Genomic DNA, 18,845 nt, shown 5'->3' with positions numbered 1-18,845 from the left:
AACTTACTAAAAAGGAAGGATGACTTATGTCTGAATTAACTGCAAAACTGACCCTTAGCGATGGACGTGAATATGACCTACCTGTACACAAAGGCTCTCTTGGTTATGATGCAATAGATGTACAATCTCTGGTTAAGAATAAACTGTTCACCTTCGATCCAGGCTTTATGTCAACAGCCTGTTGTCGCTCTGAAATTACTTATATCGATGGCGATAATGGTGTTTTATTACATCGTGGCTATCCTATTGCTGAGCTAGCTAAAAATGCAGATTACCTTGAAGTTGCGCATTTATTGCTTTTTGGTGAAAGACCGTCTCCTGAAGAATACAAAAACTTTACGCAATTAGTCCGTCGTCATACCCTCGTTCACGAACAAATCTCTCGCTTTTTCCACGGTTTCCGTCGTGACTCACACCCAATGGCAATCATGTGTGGGGTAAGTGGTGCTTTAGCCGCCTTCTACCATGACTCCTTAGATATTAATGATATTACTCACCGTGAAATCACCGCAATTCGTTTACTTGCTAAAATGCCAACTTTGGCGGCGATGTGCTATAAATACTCGATTGGTCAGCCTTTCATGTTCCCGCAAAATCATCTCTCTTATTCCGGTAATTTCCTTTACATGATGTTTGCAACACCTTGTGAACCTTACATCGTTAACCCAGTATTAGAGCGTGCCATGGATCGTATTTTCATTTTGCATGCTGACCATGAACAAAATGCGTCCACCTCAACTGTGCGTACCGCAGCCTCTTCTGGCGCCAATCCATTTGCCTGTATTGCAGCAGGTATTGCCTCACTTTGGGGACCTGCCCATGGCGGTGCTAATGAAGCCTGTATCAATATGTTAGAAGAAATTGGCACAGTCGATCGTATTCCTGAATTTATTGCTCGTGCAAAAGACAAAAATGATCCATTCCGATTAATGGGCTTTGGTCACCGTGTGTATAAAAACTATGACCCGCGTGCCAAAGTCATGCGTCAAACCTGTCATGAAGTTTTAAAAGAGCTCAATATTCAAAATCCGCTCTTTGATGTTGCTATGGAATTAGAGCGTATTGCACTCAGTGACCCGTATTTCATTGACCATAAGTTGTATCCAAATGTGGATTTCTATTCTGGTATTATTCTCAAGGCTATTGGTATTCCAACATCCATGTTTACGGTGATGTTCGCCTTAGCCAGAACGGTAGGTTGGATTGCACATTGGAAAGAAATGTTCAAACCGGGCAATATGAAAATTGTCCGCCCTCGCCAGCTCTACATGGGTGAAAAAGAACGTTCTTTTGAAGCTATGGACAAGAGTTAAAAATACGCGAAAAACTGACCGCACTTTATTGCACCTGCCGAGCACGACGTCACCGGCAGGTGCATTCTTAATACAATGCCTTTCCCTCCCCGCTATCACTTCCTTTCTCTCTTAAGTCCAGCAAAATGTTAAATTCATGCTAAAAAATAGAGATCTTGTTCACAAATTCATAACAAAGCGATTTACTTCTGACCGCGTTTTCCGCTATGTTGTTGCCACCACAAACCGACTCAAACACAATATAGAGGATACAACTATGTTAAAATCGACTCTTAAAAAAGCGGTTAGCGCGATGATAATCAGTGCTGCCTTCTCTTTCTCTGCCTGGGCAAATGAACCTATCGTGATTAAATTCTCACATGTTGTTGCCAATGAAACACCAAAAGGTCAAGGCGCATTGATGTTCCAAAAACTCGTGGAAGAGCGCTTGGCGGGTAAAGTGAAAGTCGAGGTATATCCAAACTCCTCTCTCTATGGTGACGGTAAAGAAATGGAAGCATTATTACTTAATAACGTACAAATGCTTGCGCCGTCTTTAGCAAAATTTGATAAATACACGAAAAAAATCCAAATCTTTGATCTTCCGTTCTTATTTGACGATATTGAAGCCGTCCAACGTTTTGAACAAAGCGAAGCTGGTAAATCCTTATTGAAGTCCATGGAAGAGAAAGGCATTACAGGTCTTGGTTATTGGAATAATGACTTAAAACAACTGTCTGCTAATAAAGAATTACGTGAGCCTAAAGATGCGCGTGGCTTGAAATTCCGTGTACAAAACTCCGAAGTGTTAGATGCCCAATTTAAAGCGTTGAAAGCCGTTCCACGTAAAATGGCGTTCGGTGAAATGTATCAAGGTTTACAAACTGGTGTAGTAAATGGTGCAGAAAATCCATATTCCAACATTTACTCACAAAAAATTCATGAAGTACAAAAATTCATTACAGAGTCAAACCACGGATTACTTTCTTACATGGTTATCGTTAATACTAATTTCTGGAACAGTATCCCTGAAGATATTCGTGCAGAATTAAGTAAAATTCTTGATGAAGTGTCTGTTGAAGTGAATAAAAAATCGCATGATCTTAACTTAGCGGACAAACAAAAAATCATTGACTCTAAAGCCTCTACGATTATTACGTTGACCCCAGAACAACGTGAAAAATGGCGTGATGCGGTTCGTCCTGTTTGGAAACAATTTGAAGGCGAAATTGGTGCGGATTTAATCCAAGCTGCAGAAGCCTCAAATAAAAAGTAATGAGATAAGTTTAATTTAAGGTGCTGTGGCGAATACGTCATTGCACCTTTTTATATGCTTGGAGGAGTAAATGTCTTCACTCAAATGGTTTTGGGAACGTTTTGAAGAATGCCTGATTTCAATTTTGTTAGCAATCATGACTCTCGTCACGTTCTTCTATGTGGTTTTCAATAACTTATACAATGTGTTTTTCGATTTAGCGGATCGTTATCCGAGTATCGCGGGGATTGCTGAACCGATTGGCGAATTTATTATGAATGTGGCGCAAGAAATGACTTGGAGTATCGCTATTACCAAAGCCTGTTTCGGCTGGCTCATTTTCTTTGGCGCCTCTTATGGTGTGCGCACAGCAGGACATATTGGTGTCGATGCTGTTGTGAAACTCTTTGCGCGTTCAACACAGCGTACTCTTGGCATCATCGCATGCACTGTTTGCATTATTTATGGGATCTTAATTGCTTCTGCCAGTTATGAATGGATTAATGCCATGTATATCGCCAACATTGGGGCAGATGATTTACATCATTTTGATATCAAACTTTGGCAAATTGGCATGATTATGCCGATTGGGTTTACCTTAATTGGTATCCGTTTTATTGAAATTTTAGTTCGTATTTTACGCGGTAAACAAGTGGGATTAGGGCTTGCTGATGAGAGCGGTGATGCGATGAAGCTCGCACAAGGAGAAGAAAAATGACCGTCATTGCACTTTTTATTTTACTTTTCTTATTAATGTTCCTAGGTGTGCCCATTGCCATTTCCCTCGGGCTATCTGGTGCCATTGTCATCATGCTGTTTAGCCAAGATTCCTTGAGTTCGTTAGCAATCAAATTGTTTGAAACTTCAGAACATTACACGTTACTCGCTATCCCCTTCTTCTTACTTGCTGGTGCATTTATGACCACCGGTGGGGTGGCAAAGCGTTTAATTGATTTTGCTAATGCAACCGTTGGACACATTCGCGGTGGTTTAGCGATTGCCTCCGTCATGTCTTGCATGTTATTTGCCGCGTTATCTGGTTCGAGCCCAGCAACAGTGGCAGCAGTCGGTTCAATTGCGATTGCTGGTATGGTTCGCTCAGGCTATCCGATTGGCTTTGGTACTGGGATTATTTGCAATGCGGGCACCTTAGGGATTTTAATTCCGCCTTCGGTCGTTATGGTCGTCTATGCTGCCGCGACAGAAACCTCGGTAGGTAAACTTTTCATGGCTGGTGTTGTACCGGGCTTATTACTAGGGGTTGCATTGATGGTGGCAATCTATATTGTCGCACGCATTAAAAATCTGCCTGCCCAACCGCGTGCTAGTGTAAAAGAATGGTTCCGAGCCGCACGTAAAGCGATTTGGGGTTTACTCTTAATGGTGATTATCCTAGGCGGTATTTATAGTGGTATCTTCACACCGACTGAAGCGGCTGCAGTGGCGGCAGTTTATTCCTTTGTTGTCGCGGTATTTATCTACAAAGACATTAAATTAAGTGAATGTCCACGCGTGTTATTAGAATCGGGCAAATTGAGCGTTATGCTAATGTTCATTATTGCTAACGCAATGCTGTTTGCCCATGTATTAACCACCGAACAAATTCCGCAATTAATTACTGAAACCGTGACGAAAATGGAACTCTCACCTTGGATGTTCCTGATTGTCGTCAATATCGTGTTGCTGATTGCTGGTGCCTTTATGGAGCCATCGGCGATTATTTTAATTCTTGCACCGATTTTATTCCCTATTGCAGTACAACTCGGAATCGATCCGATTCATTTAGGGGTTATCATGGTGGTGAATATGGAAATCGGGATGATTACACCGCCAATCGGGCTCAACCTCTTTGTTGCTTCTGCGGTGTCTAAAATGCCATTAACCGCGGTGATTCGTGCAGCAACACCATGGTTAATGCTCTTACTCGCCTTCCTCATCGCTATTACTTATATCCCAGCGATTTCAATGGCGTTACCAAATTGGATGGGGATTCATTAAGTTTACTCAATGTTAAGTTAAAAGCCCCTGATAACAGGGGCTTTTTCTTTCTCGTATTTAGCGCACAAAGGGATTGTGCTGCTTTTCTTGACCGATAGTGGTATAGGGTCCATGCCCAGCAACAATAATCATGTCATCGCCTAAAGGATATAATTTCTCTTTAATAACACTCAACAAGGTCGCGTGATCGCCCCCTTGAAAATCCGTGCGCCCAATACTTTGCTTAAAGAGCACATCACCAGTAAAGGCAATTCGCTTTTCGTGTTCGATAAACCCAATATGCCCCGGGGTGTGTCCTGGTAGGTGCAGTACTTCAAATTGCATATCCCCAACTTGGATAATCTCGCCTTCGTTATTTAACCAACGATCTGGCGTAAAGGCTGGAATTTCAAACAGACCAAATTTTTGCGATTGTGCTGGTAATGCATTAAACCAGTATTCATCTTGTGAATTAGGACCAATTATCTCTACGTTAAAATGCACCTTCAATTTTGGTGCCGCTCCCACATGGTCAAGATGTCCATGTGTCAATAAAATAGCTTGTAAATTCAAGTCCAACTCTTCAATTCGCTTAATCAATTTTTCCGCGTCACCACCGGGATCAATAATTGCCGCATTACGCTTCTCATCCCAAATTAAAGAACAATTTTGCTGAAAAGCGGTGACCGGAATAATTTCAATATTCATGCTATCTCTCTATGACTAAATAAGAAGAAAACCGCACAAAAGTGCGGTTCAATACGGAAAAGTTTTATTTTATCAACTGCCACGCCATGTACGAACAGGACCAGTATCCACATGAATAAAATTACTGCGCGGATAATATCCTACCCCACCATTATTCAGTTTTTCTGCTGCTTGACGAAGTTTTGCTAATGGTACGCCATCAATACGGAAATCAATCGCTTGTCCACGTGTATGATAACTGTTACTGGCTACACCACGGCTTCTACGATGCATCGCCGCATTACTCACTGGTGAGCGATAACCACAAATAATTTGGATTTCAGTATTACGTAAACCTAAGCTGGCTTGTAAACGATAAAATTTTAAAAACAGTTTTGGATCCATTCTATGCATATGATTATTACGTTTATCACGCATTAAATAATCCAATTTCTTAAGTGCGACAGAGGAAAAGCCTTTACTTGGCAAAAACTCTGCACTAAATTTATCCCCTGTATTAATGTTTCTGAAACGTAAAATACGTGGTTTAGGTGTCGAAACAGCTGCCAACAAAGGACTCGGTAACAAAGATGCGCCTAATACGATCCCACCTAAAGATAACCATTTACGGCGAGTATGGTTAATACTATTCATTATGTCAATTTCTCTATGTTATTTCATGCTTAGTTTGACCAACGTAATTAACATTCGTTCTCAAAAAGAACAAAACGCACTTATTTTACCTATTTCCCCCTAAAAAGAAAGGGGGAATGTGTTCAATTTGTGACGAGAGTCTGATTAATTTAAATACTTTTTAACGATAGCCCAATTAATGTAGCTTAAATTTGGGGTGACATCATAACCATAAATATCAGGTAAAGTATGTGTTTTACCATTGTTGACCCATGCGGTCACATAATATAGAAAGACCGGATTATTCGAAGCCACATTAACTGAGATCGTTTTACGACTTTTTACAGTATTCACTTTACGTTCTTCACTCCAGCCCGCCTCTTTTAAAAGCACACTAGCTAATTCATCTGCTTTTTCTACTCGGACACAGCCTGAGCTTAATGCTAAATCTTTCTTCGCAAACAAGCCTCTGCTTGGTGTATCGTGCAAATAGATGGCATCCGAACTTGGCATATTAAACTTAAAGTTACCTAATGCACTGTCTCCTGGTGCCTGACGTAAACGGTAAGGAAATTTTTTCGCCGTCATATTTTCCCAATCAATCGTATAAGGATCGATAGTTTTTCCTTTACTGTCAATAATCGTATAACCATTACGATAGATATAACTTGGATCTTTACGTACACGTGGAATGATATCTTCATTAATCAAACGTGTCGGGGTGTTCCAAGGTGGATTCACGACAACATCACTTAATTTACTGTAAAGCACAGGGGTTTTACGCGCTTTTTTGCCGACAATTACTTTAGAGGTCAAAATCAGTTTACCATCACGATAATAATGCAATTGGTAGCTTGGAATATTGACAAATAAGCCATTGTCGAAAGCAGGAATAACACGTAAACGTTGGGCATTAATTGCAATTTTATATAATTGTGCCAGCTTATCATTATCCATCCCTTCTGCATTAAATAAAGAAGGTAGCTGCGCTATCGTCTGACGATATAATGGATTTTGTGTTGAAAGTGACGTTAAAAAGTCCGCACTTTTCCCCATTGCAACTGCAGATAACCATGCATGAATCTGTTCATCACGAGGTAATGCTGGTTTATAGTTATTCGCGCTATATAACCATTTTTGTGCGGATTTACTCACATTGTTGGCATAATACATATAATCTAAAAAGGTATCGGTGAGTAATGCATCTCGTTCAAAGCTACCTTCTGACGTCGAGTCAATATGTTCAAGAATCGTGGAAGCTTGTTTAGAAATCCCACTGAGAACTAACGCAGCATACTCACGTAAGAATTGTTGTTCCGTTGCCTTATCTTGCCAAAGTAATTGGAAATCATTATCTGCATAAATTTTCGCAACAGTTGACTTAAATTGTAATTCAATTTGCCCTAACTTATCCGTTAATGTTTGTTCTGCGAGCGCTTGTTTTTCTGCTGCAAGACGTTCCTCTTCTAGTTTCTTTTCTGCCGCTAATTGCGCTTCAATGGCTTTAGTTTCTAACTCAAGCTGTTGACGTGTTAAAAGATCGGCCTCTTGTACCGTATCAATAATTGGAGTAGGCAACGACTCTTGATTAGCGAATACGCTCGTTGAACAAGCACAAGAAAACAGCAAGGCTAATTGTGCAAATTTAAATGATTTTATCTTTAACATCACATAGTTCCTTAACATAAATGAGAAAATGACCGCCACTCTCATGATGAAAGTGCGGTCAAAATAAAACTAGTTTGTGCTTTTCTGATTCATACCCATTTTTTCGGCTTCAAACTGAACAAGATCAGCTGCCATTTTCTCTGCTTCTTTTAAATAAAAATCTGGCGCCTCATAATCTTTTGCTAAATCATCCAGATCTTTTAATGGTTTTTTACCCTCACGTTTAAAGCGTGCATTTAAGTCTTTTAAACGTCTTGCATCATCTTTATCATTTTCAATTTTGCGCTTTTGATAATTCAACGACAAATATTTTAATGCGTTTCTTTCATCACGAATTTTAAGCTCTTCATTTAATGCGACAAATTCGGGATCTTTAGCTATGCGTTCAATATGTTTTGGTGTTAAGAACGCTACTGCATCACGCGCTTGTGCGACTTCAAAGTAATTTGCGGCAGGAATTTTATCCCAAGGCAACGCATTATCTTCTCTTTCCTCACCATATTCTTTCGCATCAATCGCAGCGGGGAAATCAATGTCTGTTGCCACGCCTTTTAATTGAGTACTTCCACCATCAATACGATAAAACTTCTGAATAGTATATTGAATCAGACCTAAAGGTTCTTGATTGGCATCGAACGCAAAGTTTAACGAACGACTTTGCTGTACTGTTCCCTTACCAAAAGTATTCTGCCCAATAATAATTCCACGATTATAATCCTGCATTGCGGCAGCAAAAATCTCTGAAGCTGAAGCACTAAAACGGTTAATCATCACTAATAAAGGTCCAGAATAAACTTGTTCACTGTCTGGATCTTCATGAACGCGAATACGTTGAAAAGCATCGCGCACTTGGACAATCGGTCCATCGCTAATAAATAAACCGCTTAACCCAACCGCTTCGGTTAATGCGCCACCGCCATTATCGCGTAAGTCAATAATTAAGGCTTTTGCTTTTTTCGTTTTCATTTCAGCCAATAATTTTCTCACATCTTGTGTCAATCCAATGTAAAAACTTGGAATCTTAATTGAGGCGACAATTTGCCCCTCTACTTTGCTGATTGTGAGTTTCGCGGCTTGATCTTCAATACGAACTTTATCGCGCACTAAGGTAATAATCTTAGATTTGCCCCCTTTCGCAGGCTCAATTTCTAAACGCACTTTTGTGCCTTTCTTACCTTTAATTTTGTCAACAATATCTTCTAAACGCCAACCTACAACATCTTCGATTTCACCGCTGGCTTGCCCTACACCAATAATGCGGTCACCTGCTTTCAATTTTTTGCTCCGTTCTGCAGGTGCCCCTGGCACTAATGATTTAATCGTTGTCCCATCATCTTCCGTTTGTTGTAATGTCGCGCCAATCCCTTCTAACGACAGGTTCATACTTTCGTTAAAACTTTTCGCTGTTCTCGGTGCCAAATAGCTTGTGTGCGGATCCACTTCTCGTGCAAAGGCATTTAAATACACCTGAAGAATGTCATCTGCTTTAGTCTGGGTTAAACGACGAATCGCCAAATCATAACGTTTAATTAAACGTTTCTTAATATCAGACCATTTTTTATCTTTTAATTTCTGATTGATAATGTCGTTTTTAACTCGTTGTTCCCACAACTTATCTAATTCTGCGTTGTCTTTTGGCCACGGGGATTTCTCACGATCGATTTCAATTTGATCCTGACCTGATAAATCAGGCTCTTTATCTAATAAAGAAAGCGCGTATTTATAACGATCATAGCGTCTTTTCATCATTAAATCGTACATTGCAAAGGCAATACTTAAATCCCCTTCATTTAATGCATCATCAAACTTATCGGCATATTTTGCGCGCATTTCATCAATATCAGATTGTAGAAAAGTATTTCGGCTAAAATCTAATGACTTAAGATAACGCTCAAAAATTTTCTCAGAAAACGCGTCATTTAACTGGAACTTACGATAATGACTTTGCGTTAAACGGGTTGTCGCACGTTTTGTCGCTAATTGATTTTCTTCCGTAGGTTGTGGCGTAACAATATCGCTTAATTTGATTTTTGGCTGTACTGCCTCGACAAGATTAAAGCTCATTAAGAAAGTACTTAACAAAAACGTTGCTAAATAACTTTTTGTTTTACTCAATTTCATTTCACCTTCCTAAAAAGAAAATACAATTTATGATTAATCACTTTGATCAATAAATGCCACCTTATTTGATGGCATTTTGTACTTATTTCATCTTATGCAAACAGATGTTCAGCTGTGACAGTGATGACTAAGCCATTTTCTAATTGTACACGGGCAGAGTCTTTTACCACTTCAAGCACAATCGCCTTTTTAGCACTCTCACCCACTTTCACTTTCACACTGTCACCTTTTTGTAAACTCGCTAACTCAATCGCGTTTAAAATCACTTTCAGTTTACGTGTCACTTTGGCTTTATTGGTGGTTGTCTCTTTCGCATGTTGTCCTTTTGCCGCAACACGACGAGCAGGACGTTTTTTTTCAGGTTTAGCTGCTTTCTCTGCTGCACGCATTGCTGCAACTTTAGCTTTTGCTTCCGCTAACTGTTGCGCAGCATGTTCGGCATGCTCTTGTTCTAAAATACCACACGCATTTCCTTGTAAATCAACACGCTCAGCCCCAGCTTTACAGCCATGCAAATAACGCCAATTTGACGTGTACGCACGTAATGCTTGACGTAATTGTGTTTTACTTACACGTTCATCATCTTGCAATGCCTCAGCTAAGTCTTGGAATAAACCAATTTTTAACGGTTTTGCTTCCCCTTCTAATGAAAAACAAAGTGGAAACTTTTCCACTAAATAGGCAATCACTTCTTTATTATTCGTTAATTTTTGGACTTCGGTCATTCTTTTTTCCTGAGTGTCAATTTTTAAATAGAAAAACTCGGCATAGTTTAGCTCACTTTCGGAAAAAATGACAATTATATCCTCACACAAATACATTAATTTACGTTCATAAAAGCAGTATCCATAAAAGAAAGATAGGCGTGACATTCTCTGACGGGGATATTTCCAAAACTTTTTAGACAGGATAGAATGTGGCTCTGTTTATTACACGTGGCATGTAACTGAATGACAAAAAATACCGCTCAACGCCCTCTACATGAATTAGCCTGTTGCTCAGATTGTGATGCAGTTGTGTCTTTTCCAACCTTACAAAGCGAACAACTGGCAGAATGTCCCCGCTGTCATCATGTGATCAAAACAACGGATCGTTGGAGCCTCCATCGTTGTGCCATGATTGCACTGTCTATCCTCATTTTAATGCCCTTTGCGTTAAAATTTCCACTTCTTAGCATTGATTTATTAGGTACCAAAATTGATGCGTCGGTTTGGGGTGGCGTTTGGAAAATGGCTACCCAAGGTTATCCCTATACTGCCTTTTTAGTGTTTATTTGTGCTGTTTTTATGCCTATTTCTTTTGCATTGCTTGTTTTACTTCTACGCCTCTCGCAATTACTGAGAGTAAAACCGCGTAATCTTTTAATTTCTCTCGCGCATATCAAACCTTGGGTGATGTTTGATGTTTACTTAGTTGCCTTGGCGGTGACAATGTTTAAAGTGAAAGAATACGCCACGTTAGAAATTGATATTTATCTGATTGCTTTTGTTTTTACTGCGCTTTTAACAACATTGCTTTTTATCAAATTAAATCCTAAGGAATTGTGGAATGAATTTTACCCACAGCAACATTCACTCAATGCGATTCCACAAGATAATAAACCGCACTACTGTTTTGAATGCCAGTACAGTTTTATGCACGCTATGCATGATCGTCAACAGCGTGCAATTTGCCCTCGTTGTCATTCTACTTTACACTTATCAGCGCATATTAAGCTACAACGCACATGGGCCACCTTAATTGCAGGGATTATTATGATTTTTCCAGCCAATTTGTTACCCATTTCCGTGGTGTATGTCAATGGCGCACCCAGTGCGGATACATTAATGTCTGGTGTATTAAGTTTTATTGATATGGGAAGTTACTTTGTCGCCTTTATTGTTTTTGTTGCCAGTATTTTTGTCCCCATCAGTAAAATTATGATTATGTTATATTTATTAATTTGTGTGCATTTTCAATTAAGGCACTCAATCAAATGGCAAATGCGACTACTCCACTTTGTCCATTTTGTCGGGCGTTGGTCCATGCTTGACCTCTTTGTTTTAGCATTGATGATGTCATTAGTAACACGTGGACAAATTATCGATTTTTCTGTTGGTCCCGCGGCCTTTTACTTTGGTATTGCCGTTTTTTTAACAATGATTTCTACTTCACAATTTGATAGCCGATTACTTTGGAAAATTTATGACAAACAAACAGCACGATAACACGCAGGCACAAACACATAGCACAATACCTGCTCATTTAAAACAAGTCAGACGTATTTCACCTTTTTGGTTACTGCCTTTTGTTGCCCTTTGTATTGGTGCAATCTTATTTTTCCAAATCATCCAAGAACAAGGACATACCATTCGCATCACTTTTGCCAATGGTGAAGGACTGGTCGCAGGAAAAACGCAAGTGCGTTACCAAGGCTTACAAATCGGGGTTGTTAAGAAAGTCAACTTTACGAAAGACTTAAAGCAGGTTGAAGTAGTAGCTAACATTTATCCTGAAGCCAAAACTGTATTACGTAAGAACACAAAATTTTGGTTAGTCAAACCCAGTGCTTCCTTAGCTGGTATTTCAGGCATAGATGCGCTCGTTTCTGGTAACTATATTACTTTGCAACCCGGTGATGGGGAAAATGAAGATGAATTCATCGCCGAAACAGAAGGACCAATCGCCCAAGTGGATGATGGCGATTTATTAGTACACTTACTTGCCGATGATCTTGGATCAATTTCCATTGGCGCATCAGTCTATTTTAAAAAGTTACCGGTTGGGAAAGTGTATGATTATCGCTTTGTTGAAGACGGTAAAAAAGTCTCAATTAACATTGTAGTTGATAAGGCCTATGCACATTTTGTCAAGAAAGACAGCCACTTCTGGAATATTAGCGGGATCGATGCACAAATTGGTCTATCCGGCATTAACATTAACGTAGATAGCCTCAATGCGATTGTACAAGGTGCGGTCGCCTTTGACTCGCCGGCAAATAGCGAGCAAGCCGAAAGCCATGACAAATTCACACTTTATGCTAATTTTAATGCGGCTAAACGCGGTATCGTCATTGACGTCAATATTCCTCATACCACGGGCTTACAAACAGGACAAACTGGGGTTTATCATCAAAACAAACAAATTGGTGTGCTATCTGAATTAACCTCTGTTGAAGAACAACCTGCTTTATTGCAAGGTAAGCTCTTAATTGACCCCATGTTATCGGAATTATTCACGAGCAAAACGCATATTGTCTTACGCAATAAAAAACCAGGCTTAGCGGATCTAACGAATCTTCCACAACTTCTTCGTGGTGAATATTTTGAAATACTTGCGGCAGCAGGTGAACCTCAAACCGCCTTCACAGTAATTAAAGAAAATGAGCTTTTATTGCAACAACCTAATACTTTGGTTCTCACCTTAAGCGCACCGGAAACCTACGGGGTCAGTGAAGGACAAGCTGTCTATTATAACGATGTCACTATAGGTGAAATTATTCAACAAGATCTCAATGTTGATGGTGTGAATTTCAAAGTGGCTATTGCAGAAAAATATCGTCATCTGATTCATCAAGATAGTCAGTTTATTGCAGCATCCCAATTGGATATCAACATCGATGCGAATGGTTTACGTTTTGAAGCGGCTTCACCAGAAAAATGGCTACAAGGTGGGGTGCGTGTACTCGCTGGCAAACAAAAAGAAGGACAGCCTCTTACCCACTATCCATTGTATAAAGATATCTCTCATGCGCAGGTCGGCATTACCGATGCCAATTTAGCACCGACACTGACCTTAAGCTCAGAGAGATTACCCAATATCAATGCGGGCTCCGTCGTATTATATCGCCAATATGAAGTCGGTAAGATTTTAGATGTCCGACCAAAAAACAATACATTTGAGATCGATGTTTTTATTTATCCAAAATATCAAACATTATTGACCCATAAAAGTGTCTTCTGGGTAGAAAGTGCTGCGAAAGTCGATATCAGTACACAGGGGGTAAGTATTCAGGCGACCCCAATTTCACGCGCTTTAAAAGGCGCAATCAGCTTTGATAATATCGGGCATACTGGCTCGAAAACACTTTATCCAAATGAGTTACGGGCAAAATCTGCTGGACAACAACTGACGTTTATTACCGAAGATGCGACGAATTTAAGTCAAGGTATGCCGTTACGCTATCTTGGTCTCAATATCGGTGAAATCGCCACAGTAAATTTGGATACGAAAAGTAATAAAGTGATCGCAAAAGCGTTGATTAATCCACAATACATGTCATTGATCGCCAAAGAAGGCAGCCGTTTTACGTTGATATCTCCTCAAATTTCTGCGGCGAGCATTGAAAACTTAGAGAGTTTACTCCAACCCTATATTGATGTTGAAATCGGTCAAGGCAAAGGAAAAACACAGTTTACATTGGTACAATCTGCGCCTCGTAGCAATAATAAATATACCCAAGGCTTGCCATTGGTGTTAGAAACCCATGATGCGTTGAATATTACCGTAGGCTCACCAATCCTCTATCGTGGCGTTGAGGTAGGAAAAATCAACCATATCACGTTAAATGAACTCGGTGATCGTGTCTTTGTGCATATTATTATTGCGCGAAAATACCAGCATCTTGTCCGTCAAAATTCAGAATTTTGGATTGCCGCCGGCTATGATTTTAATTTCAGTTTACGCGGTGCAGAAGTCAATACGGGATCAGTACAACAATTATTAAAAGGTGGAATTGCTTTTTCTACACCCGCGAGCACAGTGATTCAACCTGTCGCAAAAGCAAATCAACATTTTTTACTGCAAGTAAAACGTCCTCAAGATGCGCAACAATGGAATTCGGGCGCTTTACCAAAATAAACGAAAAACATACCGCACTTTTATCCTCAAGTGCGGTATGTTTATCTGTAATTTTTTCTGATCTATTTAGCTTGTCGCCAGTCTGACAATCGTCGTTATCACATTGACGGCACTTTGCATCCCCTCCAAAGTAATTAACTCATGTTTACTGTGAAAATTATATCCCCCCGTAAACACATTTGGGCAAGCTAATCCCTGTTCCGCTAACCAAGCGCCATCGGTGCCCCCACGAATCGCTTTATGAATCGGCTCAATGCCACATTCTCGCATCGCGCTATCCGCCAATTCAACGGATTGTGGCACGGTTTTCACGACTTCATTCATGTTCTTATAACTGTCTTTAATTTCAAGTGTGATTGGCTTTTTTAAACGTTTTTGTTGATTAAACCGGTCAACAAGCTGCTGAATAAAAATTTTACGTTGCTCAAATCCGTCCCTGTCGAAATCCCGAATTAAATACTGCAATTCCACTTTTTCCACATGTCCGGTAAAGTGACTAAGATGGTAAAACCCCTGTTTCCCTTCTGTCTGCTCTGGTGTTTCCTCTGCTGGAAAACCTTGCTGAAATTCACAAGCAAGCGTAAGCGCATTAATCATTTTGTCTTTTGCCGATCCTGTGTGCATATTTACACCTTCAATCGTCACAATCGCCGTCGCGGCATTAAAGTTTTCATACTCTAATTCACCGACTTCACCACCATCAATAGTATAAGCCCAATCACACGGAAATTTTTCTACAGGAAAAAATTGCATCCCCAAACCAATTTCTTCATCCGGCGTAAAGGCAACACGAATGTTACAATGCGGTAAATTTTCTTCTTTTAATACCGCAAGTGCGGTCATAATTTCTGCAATACCGGCTTTATTATCCGCACCTAGTAAAGTATTGCCATCAGCAACCACTAACGTTTTCCCAATCAGTTGATGTAAAAATTGATAATGCGCAGGGCTAATAAACTCCTCGCCCACCCCTAGCGCAATATCGCCACCACGGTAATTTTCAATCACTTCGGCTTGCACATTTTTACCGCTACATTGTGTTGCTGTATCTAAATGCGCAATGAAACCAATGGTTGGCGAATCTGGATTGACATTGGAAGGAAGAAAAGCTGTCACAACGGAATGTTTAGAGATGTCAATATCTTGTAAACCGAGGGCGAATAATTCCTGTTGTAAATGCTTGGCAAGCTTTAATTGTCCCGCTGAGCTCGGGGATATTTTCGCCCCGCTTTTCGACTGGGTATCGTAGGTGGTATAGTGTAAAAAGCGTTCTAATAGCTTATAGGTTTGCTGTTGGTTTAACATAAAACTGGCTCGCTGATAAAAGAATGGTTTCAGTCTAACGACAAATCATCTGAGCTTCATTGACATATCACAACTTTTCGCTTTAATTTTGTGAAAACCCTAGCTTTCTTATACAAGCCTAAAACACTCGCTACATAACACCACATCTCATAAAAAATCATGTCACACTCTCTTTTAAATTTTTTACAAAATCCCTTTTATTTATTGAACAATAGCTATATCATTAGCATTTATTTTTTAACCGTAAGTGCCAACAGCTTTTCTGTTGGCATTTATTTCTACTCAATACCAAAATTGGTACATTAGGGAGAAAACCAAAGCTAGTGGAAAGTTCAGTTCAAAACAAGCCTATTATTGAGCTTCGTTCTATTACTAAATCTTATGGTGATAAAACTATCATTGAAAACTTTAACTTAACAATCAACAATGGTGAGTTTTTAACCATTCTTGGTCCTTCAGGTTGTGGTAAAACGACAGTTTTACGTTTACTTGCAGGGTTAGAAGAATTAGATTCAGGCAATATTATTCTTGACGGAGAGGACATTACTCATGTCCCTGCAGAACAGCGTCACGTCAATACTGTTTTCCAAAGTTATGCCTTATTCCCACATATGACAATTTTTGAAAATGTGGCATTTGGCTTACGCATGCAAAAAGTACCGAATGAGGAAATTAAACCTCGCGTGTTAGAAGCATTACGTATGGTACAACTTGAAGAATATGCGTACAGTAAACCTGCTCAATTATCGGGTGGTCAACAACAACGTATTGCCATTGCGCGTGCAGTGGTTAACAAACCGAAAGTGTTGCTACTGGATGAATCCCTTTCCGCATTAGATTATAAATTGCGTAAACAAATGCAAAATGAATTAAAGGCATTGCAACGCAAATTGGGCATTACCTTTATTTTTGTGACTCACGATCAAGAAGAAGCTCTTACGATGTCTGATCGTATTATTGTGTTACGTAAAGGTCATATCCAACAAGATGGTTCCCCGCGTGAAATTTATGAAGAGCCAAAAAATCTGTTTGTTGCCAAATTTATTGGTGAAATCAATATCTTCAATGCAACGGTATTAACGCGTGTCGATGAGAAACGTGTTCGCGCCAATGTGGAAGGACGCGTTTGCGATATTTATACCAATCTTGATGTTGTTGCTGAGCAAAAACTCAAAGTTTTATTACGTCCGGAAGATATCTTAATTGAAGAATTGGATGAAAACCAAAGTTCAAAAGCGATTATTGGTCACGTGGCAGATCGTAACTATAAAGGAATGACGTTAGAATCAAACATCACGCTAGACCATAATGGAATGACCGTGCTTGTTAGCGAATTCTTTAACGAAGACGATCCAAATATCGATCACTCTTTAGGTCAAAAAGTGGCATTAACATGGCACGAAGGCTGGGAGGTAGTGTTGAGCGATGAAGAATAACGCCTTTCAGAAATCAACCATTGGTGTCATCTTCGGGTGGTTGATTTTCTTTGTTCTTGCGCCAAACTTACTTGTGCTGATCGTGAGTTTTTTAACTCGCGATAGCAGTAATTTCTATGCGCTTCCTTTTACATTGGAAAACTATACACGCTTATTTGAGCCGCTATATGCGCAAGTGGTATGGAATTCCTTATATATGTCGGGTTTAGCTACCTTAGTGTGTCTGATTATCGGCTATCCTTTTGCCTTTTTATTAACCAAAATTAACCCGAAATACCGTCCATTTTTACTGTTTTTAGTGGTGTTACCTTTCTGGACCAACTCCCTAATTCGTATTTATGGTATGAAAATTTTCTTAGGGGTCAAAGGGATTTTAAATAGCACACTCATGTCCATTGGCTTAATTGATACGCCTATCCGTATTTTGAATACAGAAGTCGCGGTCATCATTGGTTTAGTGTATTTATTGCTGCCATTTATGATTTTGCCACTTTATGCCTCTATTGAAAAATTGGATTATCGCTTACTGGAAGCGGCAAAAGATCTGGGTGCTAATGCATTCCAACGCTTTATCAAAGTGATTATTCCGCTCACGATGCCGGGTATTATCGCAGGTTGTTTATTAGTGCTTTTACCAGCCATGGGGATGTTCTATGTCGCTGATTTATTAGGCGGTGCCAAAGTCCTCTTAGTGGGTAACGTGATTAAGAGTGAATTCTTGATCTCACGTAACTGGCCGTTTGGTTCTGCAATCAGCATTGGATTAACTATCCTGATGGCATTACTGATCTTTGTTTACTACAAAGCCAGCAAATTAATGAATAAGAAAATGGAGTTGGAATAATGGGCCGTTTACTACGCAATATTTTTATGTTTGTGGTCTATGCTTATTTGTATATTCCAATTGCAATCTTAGTCACAAACTCGTTTAACGATGATCGTTATGGCTTAACCTGGAAAGGCTTTAGTTGGAAATGGTATGAGCGTTTGTTTAGCAACGATACCTTAATTCAAGCAGCCATTCACTCTATTACCATTGCTTTCTTTGCAGCGACAGCAGCAACGATTATTGGTGGACTGACCGCGATTGCGCTTTACCGCTATCGTTTCCGTGGTAAACAAGCAGTTAGTGGGATGTTATTTATCGTCATGATGTCTCCAGATATTGTCATGGCAGTTTCTTTACTGGCACTGTTTATGATTGTAGGAATTAACTTAGGTTTTTGGTCATTATTACTCGCCCATATTACCTTCTGTTTACCTTACGTGGTCGTCACCATTTTCTCAAGATTAAAAGGGTTTGATGCCAAAATGCTAGAGGCTGCCAAAGATCTGGGGGCGGGCGAGGTGACAATTTTACGTAAAATTATTTTCCCACTGGCGCTGCCAGCTATCGTTTCAGGTTGGTTATTGAGCTTTACTATCTCACTGGATGATGTAGTGGTCTCCTCATTCGTGAGTGGCGTCAGCTATGAGATTTTACCATTGAAAATTTTCTCTTTGGTCAAAACAGGTGTCACCCCAGAAGTCAATGCATTGGCAACCATTATGATTATTCTTTCATTAGCTTTAGTCATTTTGAGCCAAGTGGTTGCAAGAAAAGACAAATAAATGTTGTCTTAAAAAATAATA

At 39.7% G+C, this 18,845-nt stretch carries 15 protein-coding genes; 9 read left to right on the top strand and 6 right to left on the bottom strand.

The window, feature by feature from the left end; genetic code table 11:
* Positions 1 to 26 precede the first annotated feature (26 nt).
* The 4 genes from KPF51_RS02450 (at position 27) to dctM (ending at position 4,545) form a co-directional block, all read left to right on the top strand.
* Positions 27 to 1,313: a citrate synthase gene (locus KPF51_RS02450; RefSeq protein ID WP_005721140.1), complete on the top strand. Its 1,287-nt coding sequence runs from the start codon at positions 27 to 29 to the stop codon at positions 1,311 to 1,313.
* Between the two features lie 256 nt (positions 1,314 to 1,569).
* Positions 1,570 to 2,568, top strand: coding sequence for a TRAP transporter substrate-binding protein (locus KPF51_RS02445; RefSeq protein ID WP_005724666.1), 999 nt, complete (start codon positions 1,570 to 1,572; stop codon positions 2,566 to 2,568).
* 70 nt (positions 2,569 to 2,638) lie between these two features.
* Positions 2,639 to 3,265, top strand: coding sequence for a TRAP transporter small permease (locus KPF51_RS02440; protein ID WP_005724665.1), 627 nt, complete (start codon positions 2,639 to 2,641; stop codon positions 3,263 to 3,265).
* Positions 3,262 to 4,545 carry a C4-dicarboxylate TRAP transporter large permease protein DctM gene (gene dctM / locus KPF51_RS02435; protein WP_005721137.1) on the top strand — a complete coding sequence of 428 codons (1,284 nt, stop codon included), beginning with the start codon at positions 3,262 to 3,264 and terminating at the stop codon, positions 4,543 to 4,545. Before KPF51_RS02440 ends, dctM begins: the two co-directional genes overlap by 4 nt.
* A 57-nt stretch (positions 4,546 to 4,602) precedes the next feature.
* Here the strand turns inward: dctM and KPF51_RS02430 are convergent, their stop codons facing one another.
* The 5 genes from KPF51_RS02430 to proQ form a co-directional block, all read right to left on the bottom strand.
* On the bottom strand, positions 4,603 to 5,232 hold the full coding sequence (locus KPF51_RS02430) for an MBL fold metallo-hydrolase (protein WP_211599588.1): 630 nt from the start codon (positions 5,230 to 5,232) through the stop codon (positions 4,603 to 4,605).
* 72 nt (positions 5,233 to 5,304) lie between these two features.
* Positions 5,305 to 5,865, bottom strand: coding sequence for a YcbK family protein (locus KPF51_RS02425; RefSeq protein ID WP_005724663.1), 561 nt, complete (start codon positions 5,863 to 5,865; stop codon positions 5,305 to 5,307).
* 144 nt (positions 5,866 to 6,009) lie between these two features.
* A complete protein-coding gene (locus KPF51_RS02420) occupies positions 6,010 to 7,512 on the bottom strand; it encodes a murein L,D-transpeptidase (RefSeq protein ID WP_005724662.1) in 1,503 nt (500 codons plus the stop codon).
* A gap of 69 nt (positions 7,513 to 7,581) precedes the next feature.
* Complete coding sequence (gene prc, locus KPF51_RS02415; RefSeq protein ID WP_061406182.1) at positions 7,582 to 9,633, bottom strand: carboxy terminal-processing peptidase; 2,052 nt, start codon at positions 9,631 to 9,633, stop codon at positions 7,582 to 7,584.
* 92 nt (positions 9,634 to 9,725) lie between these two features.
* Positions 9,726 to 10,358, bottom strand: coding sequence for an RNA chaperone ProQ (gene proQ / locus KPF51_RS02410; RefSeq protein WP_211599589.1), 633 nt, complete (start codon positions 10,356 to 10,358; stop codon positions 9,726 to 9,728).
* Positions 10,359 to 10,583: 225 nt separating this feature from the next.
* Here proQ and KPF51_RS02405 point away from each other — a divergent pair, with 225 nt between their 5' ends.
* The gene (locus KPF51_RS02405) at positions 10,584 to 11,840 is read left to right on the top strand and encodes a paraquat-inducible protein A (protein ID WP_005751196.1); all 1,257 of its coding nucleotides are present in this window, start codon (positions 10,584 to 10,586) and stop codon (positions 11,838 to 11,840) included.
* Positions 11,818 to 14,472: a PqiB family protein gene (locus KPF51_RS02400; protein WP_005724660.1), complete on the top strand. Its 2,655-nt coding sequence runs from the start codon at positions 11,818 to 11,820 to the stop codon at positions 14,470 to 14,472. The genes KPF51_RS02405 and KPF51_RS02400 overlap by 23 nt, the downstream gene beginning before the upstream one ends.
* A gap of 66 nt (positions 14,473 to 14,538) precedes the next feature.
* On the opposite strand, the gene pepT is transcribed toward KPF51_RS02400, so the two are convergent.
* A complete protein-coding gene (gene pepT, locus KPF51_RS02395; RefSeq protein WP_061406183.1) occupies positions 14,539 to 15,777 on the bottom strand; it encodes a peptidase T in 1,239 nt (412 codons plus the stop codon).
* Positions 15,778 to 16,100: 323 nt separating this feature from the next.
* Between pepT and potA the strand changes: the two genes are divergently transcribed.
* The 3 genes from potA to potC are packed head-to-tail and all read left to right on the top strand — an operon-like array spanning position 16,101 to position 18,824.
* Positions 16,101 to 17,213 (top strand): spermidine/putrescine ABC transporter ATP-binding protein PotA, encoded by a 1,113-nt coding sequence (gene potA / locus KPF51_RS02390; RefSeq protein WP_005724659.1) that lies wholly within the window; start codon positions 16,101 to 16,103, stop codon positions 17,211 to 17,213.
* Positions 17,203 to 18,057, top strand: a complete 855-nt coding sequence (gene potB / locus KPF51_RS02385) for a spermidine/putrescine ABC transporter permease PotB (RefSeq protein WP_005721121.1) — start codon at positions 17,203 to 17,205, stop codon at positions 18,055 to 18,057. Before potA ends, potB begins: the two co-directional genes overlap by 11 nt.
* Positions 18,057 to 18,824 (top strand): spermidine/putrescine ABC transporter permease PotC, encoded by a 768-nt coding sequence (potC, locus tag KPF51_RS02380; protein ID WP_005724657.1) that lies wholly within the window; start codon positions 18,057 to 18,059, stop codon positions 18,822 to 18,824. Before potB ends, potC begins: the two co-directional genes overlap by 1 nt.
* Positions 18,825 to 18,845 lie beyond the last annotated feature (21 nt).

Source organism: Pasteurella sp. XG20 (assembly GCF_018968665.1).
Taxonomy (GTDB): domain Bacteria; phylum Pseudomonadota; class Gammaproteobacteria; order Enterobacterales; family Pasteurellaceae; genus Pasteurella; species Pasteurella multocida.
The sequence above is the reverse complement of the archived record's forward strand: the minus strand, read 5'-3'. Positions and strand labels throughout refer to the sequence as shown.

Bases quoted from the DNA above. Each gene is read 5' to 3' on its own strand.
- KPF51_RS02440 (WP_005724665.1), top strand. From the start codon at position 2,639: ATGTCTTCACTCAAATGGTTTTGGGAACGTTTTGAAGAATGCCTGATT.
- KPF51_RS02420 (WP_005724662.1), bottom strand. From the start codon at position 7,512: ATGTTAAAGATAAAATCATTTAAATTTGCACAATTAGCCTTGCTGTTT.
- prc (WP_061406182.1), bottom strand. From the start codon at position 9,633: ATGAAATTGAGTAAAACAAAAAGTTATTTAGCAACGTTTTTGTTAAGT.
- KPF51_RS02430 (WP_211599588.1), bottom strand. From the start codon at position 5,232: ATGAATATTGAAATTATTCCGGTCACCGCTTTTCAGCAAAATTGTTCT.
- dctM (WP_005721137.1), top strand. From the start codon at position 3,262: ATGACCGTCATTGCACTTTTTATTTTACTTTTCTTATTAATGTTCCTA.
- KPF51_RS02450 (WP_005721140.1), top strand. From the start codon at position 27: ATGTCTGAATTAACTGCAAAACTGACCCTTAGCGATGGACGTGAATAT.
- KPF51_RS02400 (WP_005724660.1), top strand. From the start codon at position 11,818: ATGACAAACAAACAGCACGATAACACGCAGGCACAAACACATAGCACA.
- potB (WP_005721121.1), top strand. From the start codon at position 17,203: ATGAAGAATAACGCCTTTCAGAAATCAACCATTGGTGTCATCTTCGGG.
- KPF51_RS02425 (WP_005724663.1), bottom strand. From the start codon at position 5,865: ATGAATAGTATTAACCATACTCGCCGTAAATGGTTATCTTTAGGTGGG.
- pepT (WP_061406183.1), bottom strand. From the start codon at position 15,777: ATGTTAAACCAACAGCAAACCTATAAGCTATTAGAACGCTTTTTACAC.
- KPF51_RS02405 (WP_005751196.1), top strand. From the start codon at position 10,584: ATGACAAAAAATACCGCTCAACGCCCTCTACATGAATTAGCCTGTTGC.
- KPF51_RS02445 (WP_005724666.1), top strand. From the start codon at position 1,570: ATGTTAAAATCGACTCTTAAAAAAGCGGTTAGCGCGATGATAATCAGT.
- potC (WP_005724657.1), top strand. From the start codon at position 18,057: ATGGGCCGTTTACTACGCAATATTTTTATGTTTGTGGTCTATGCTTAT.
- proQ (WP_211599589.1), bottom strand. From the start codon at position 10,358: ATGACCGAAGTCCAAAAATTAACGAATAATAAAGAAGTGATTGCCTAT.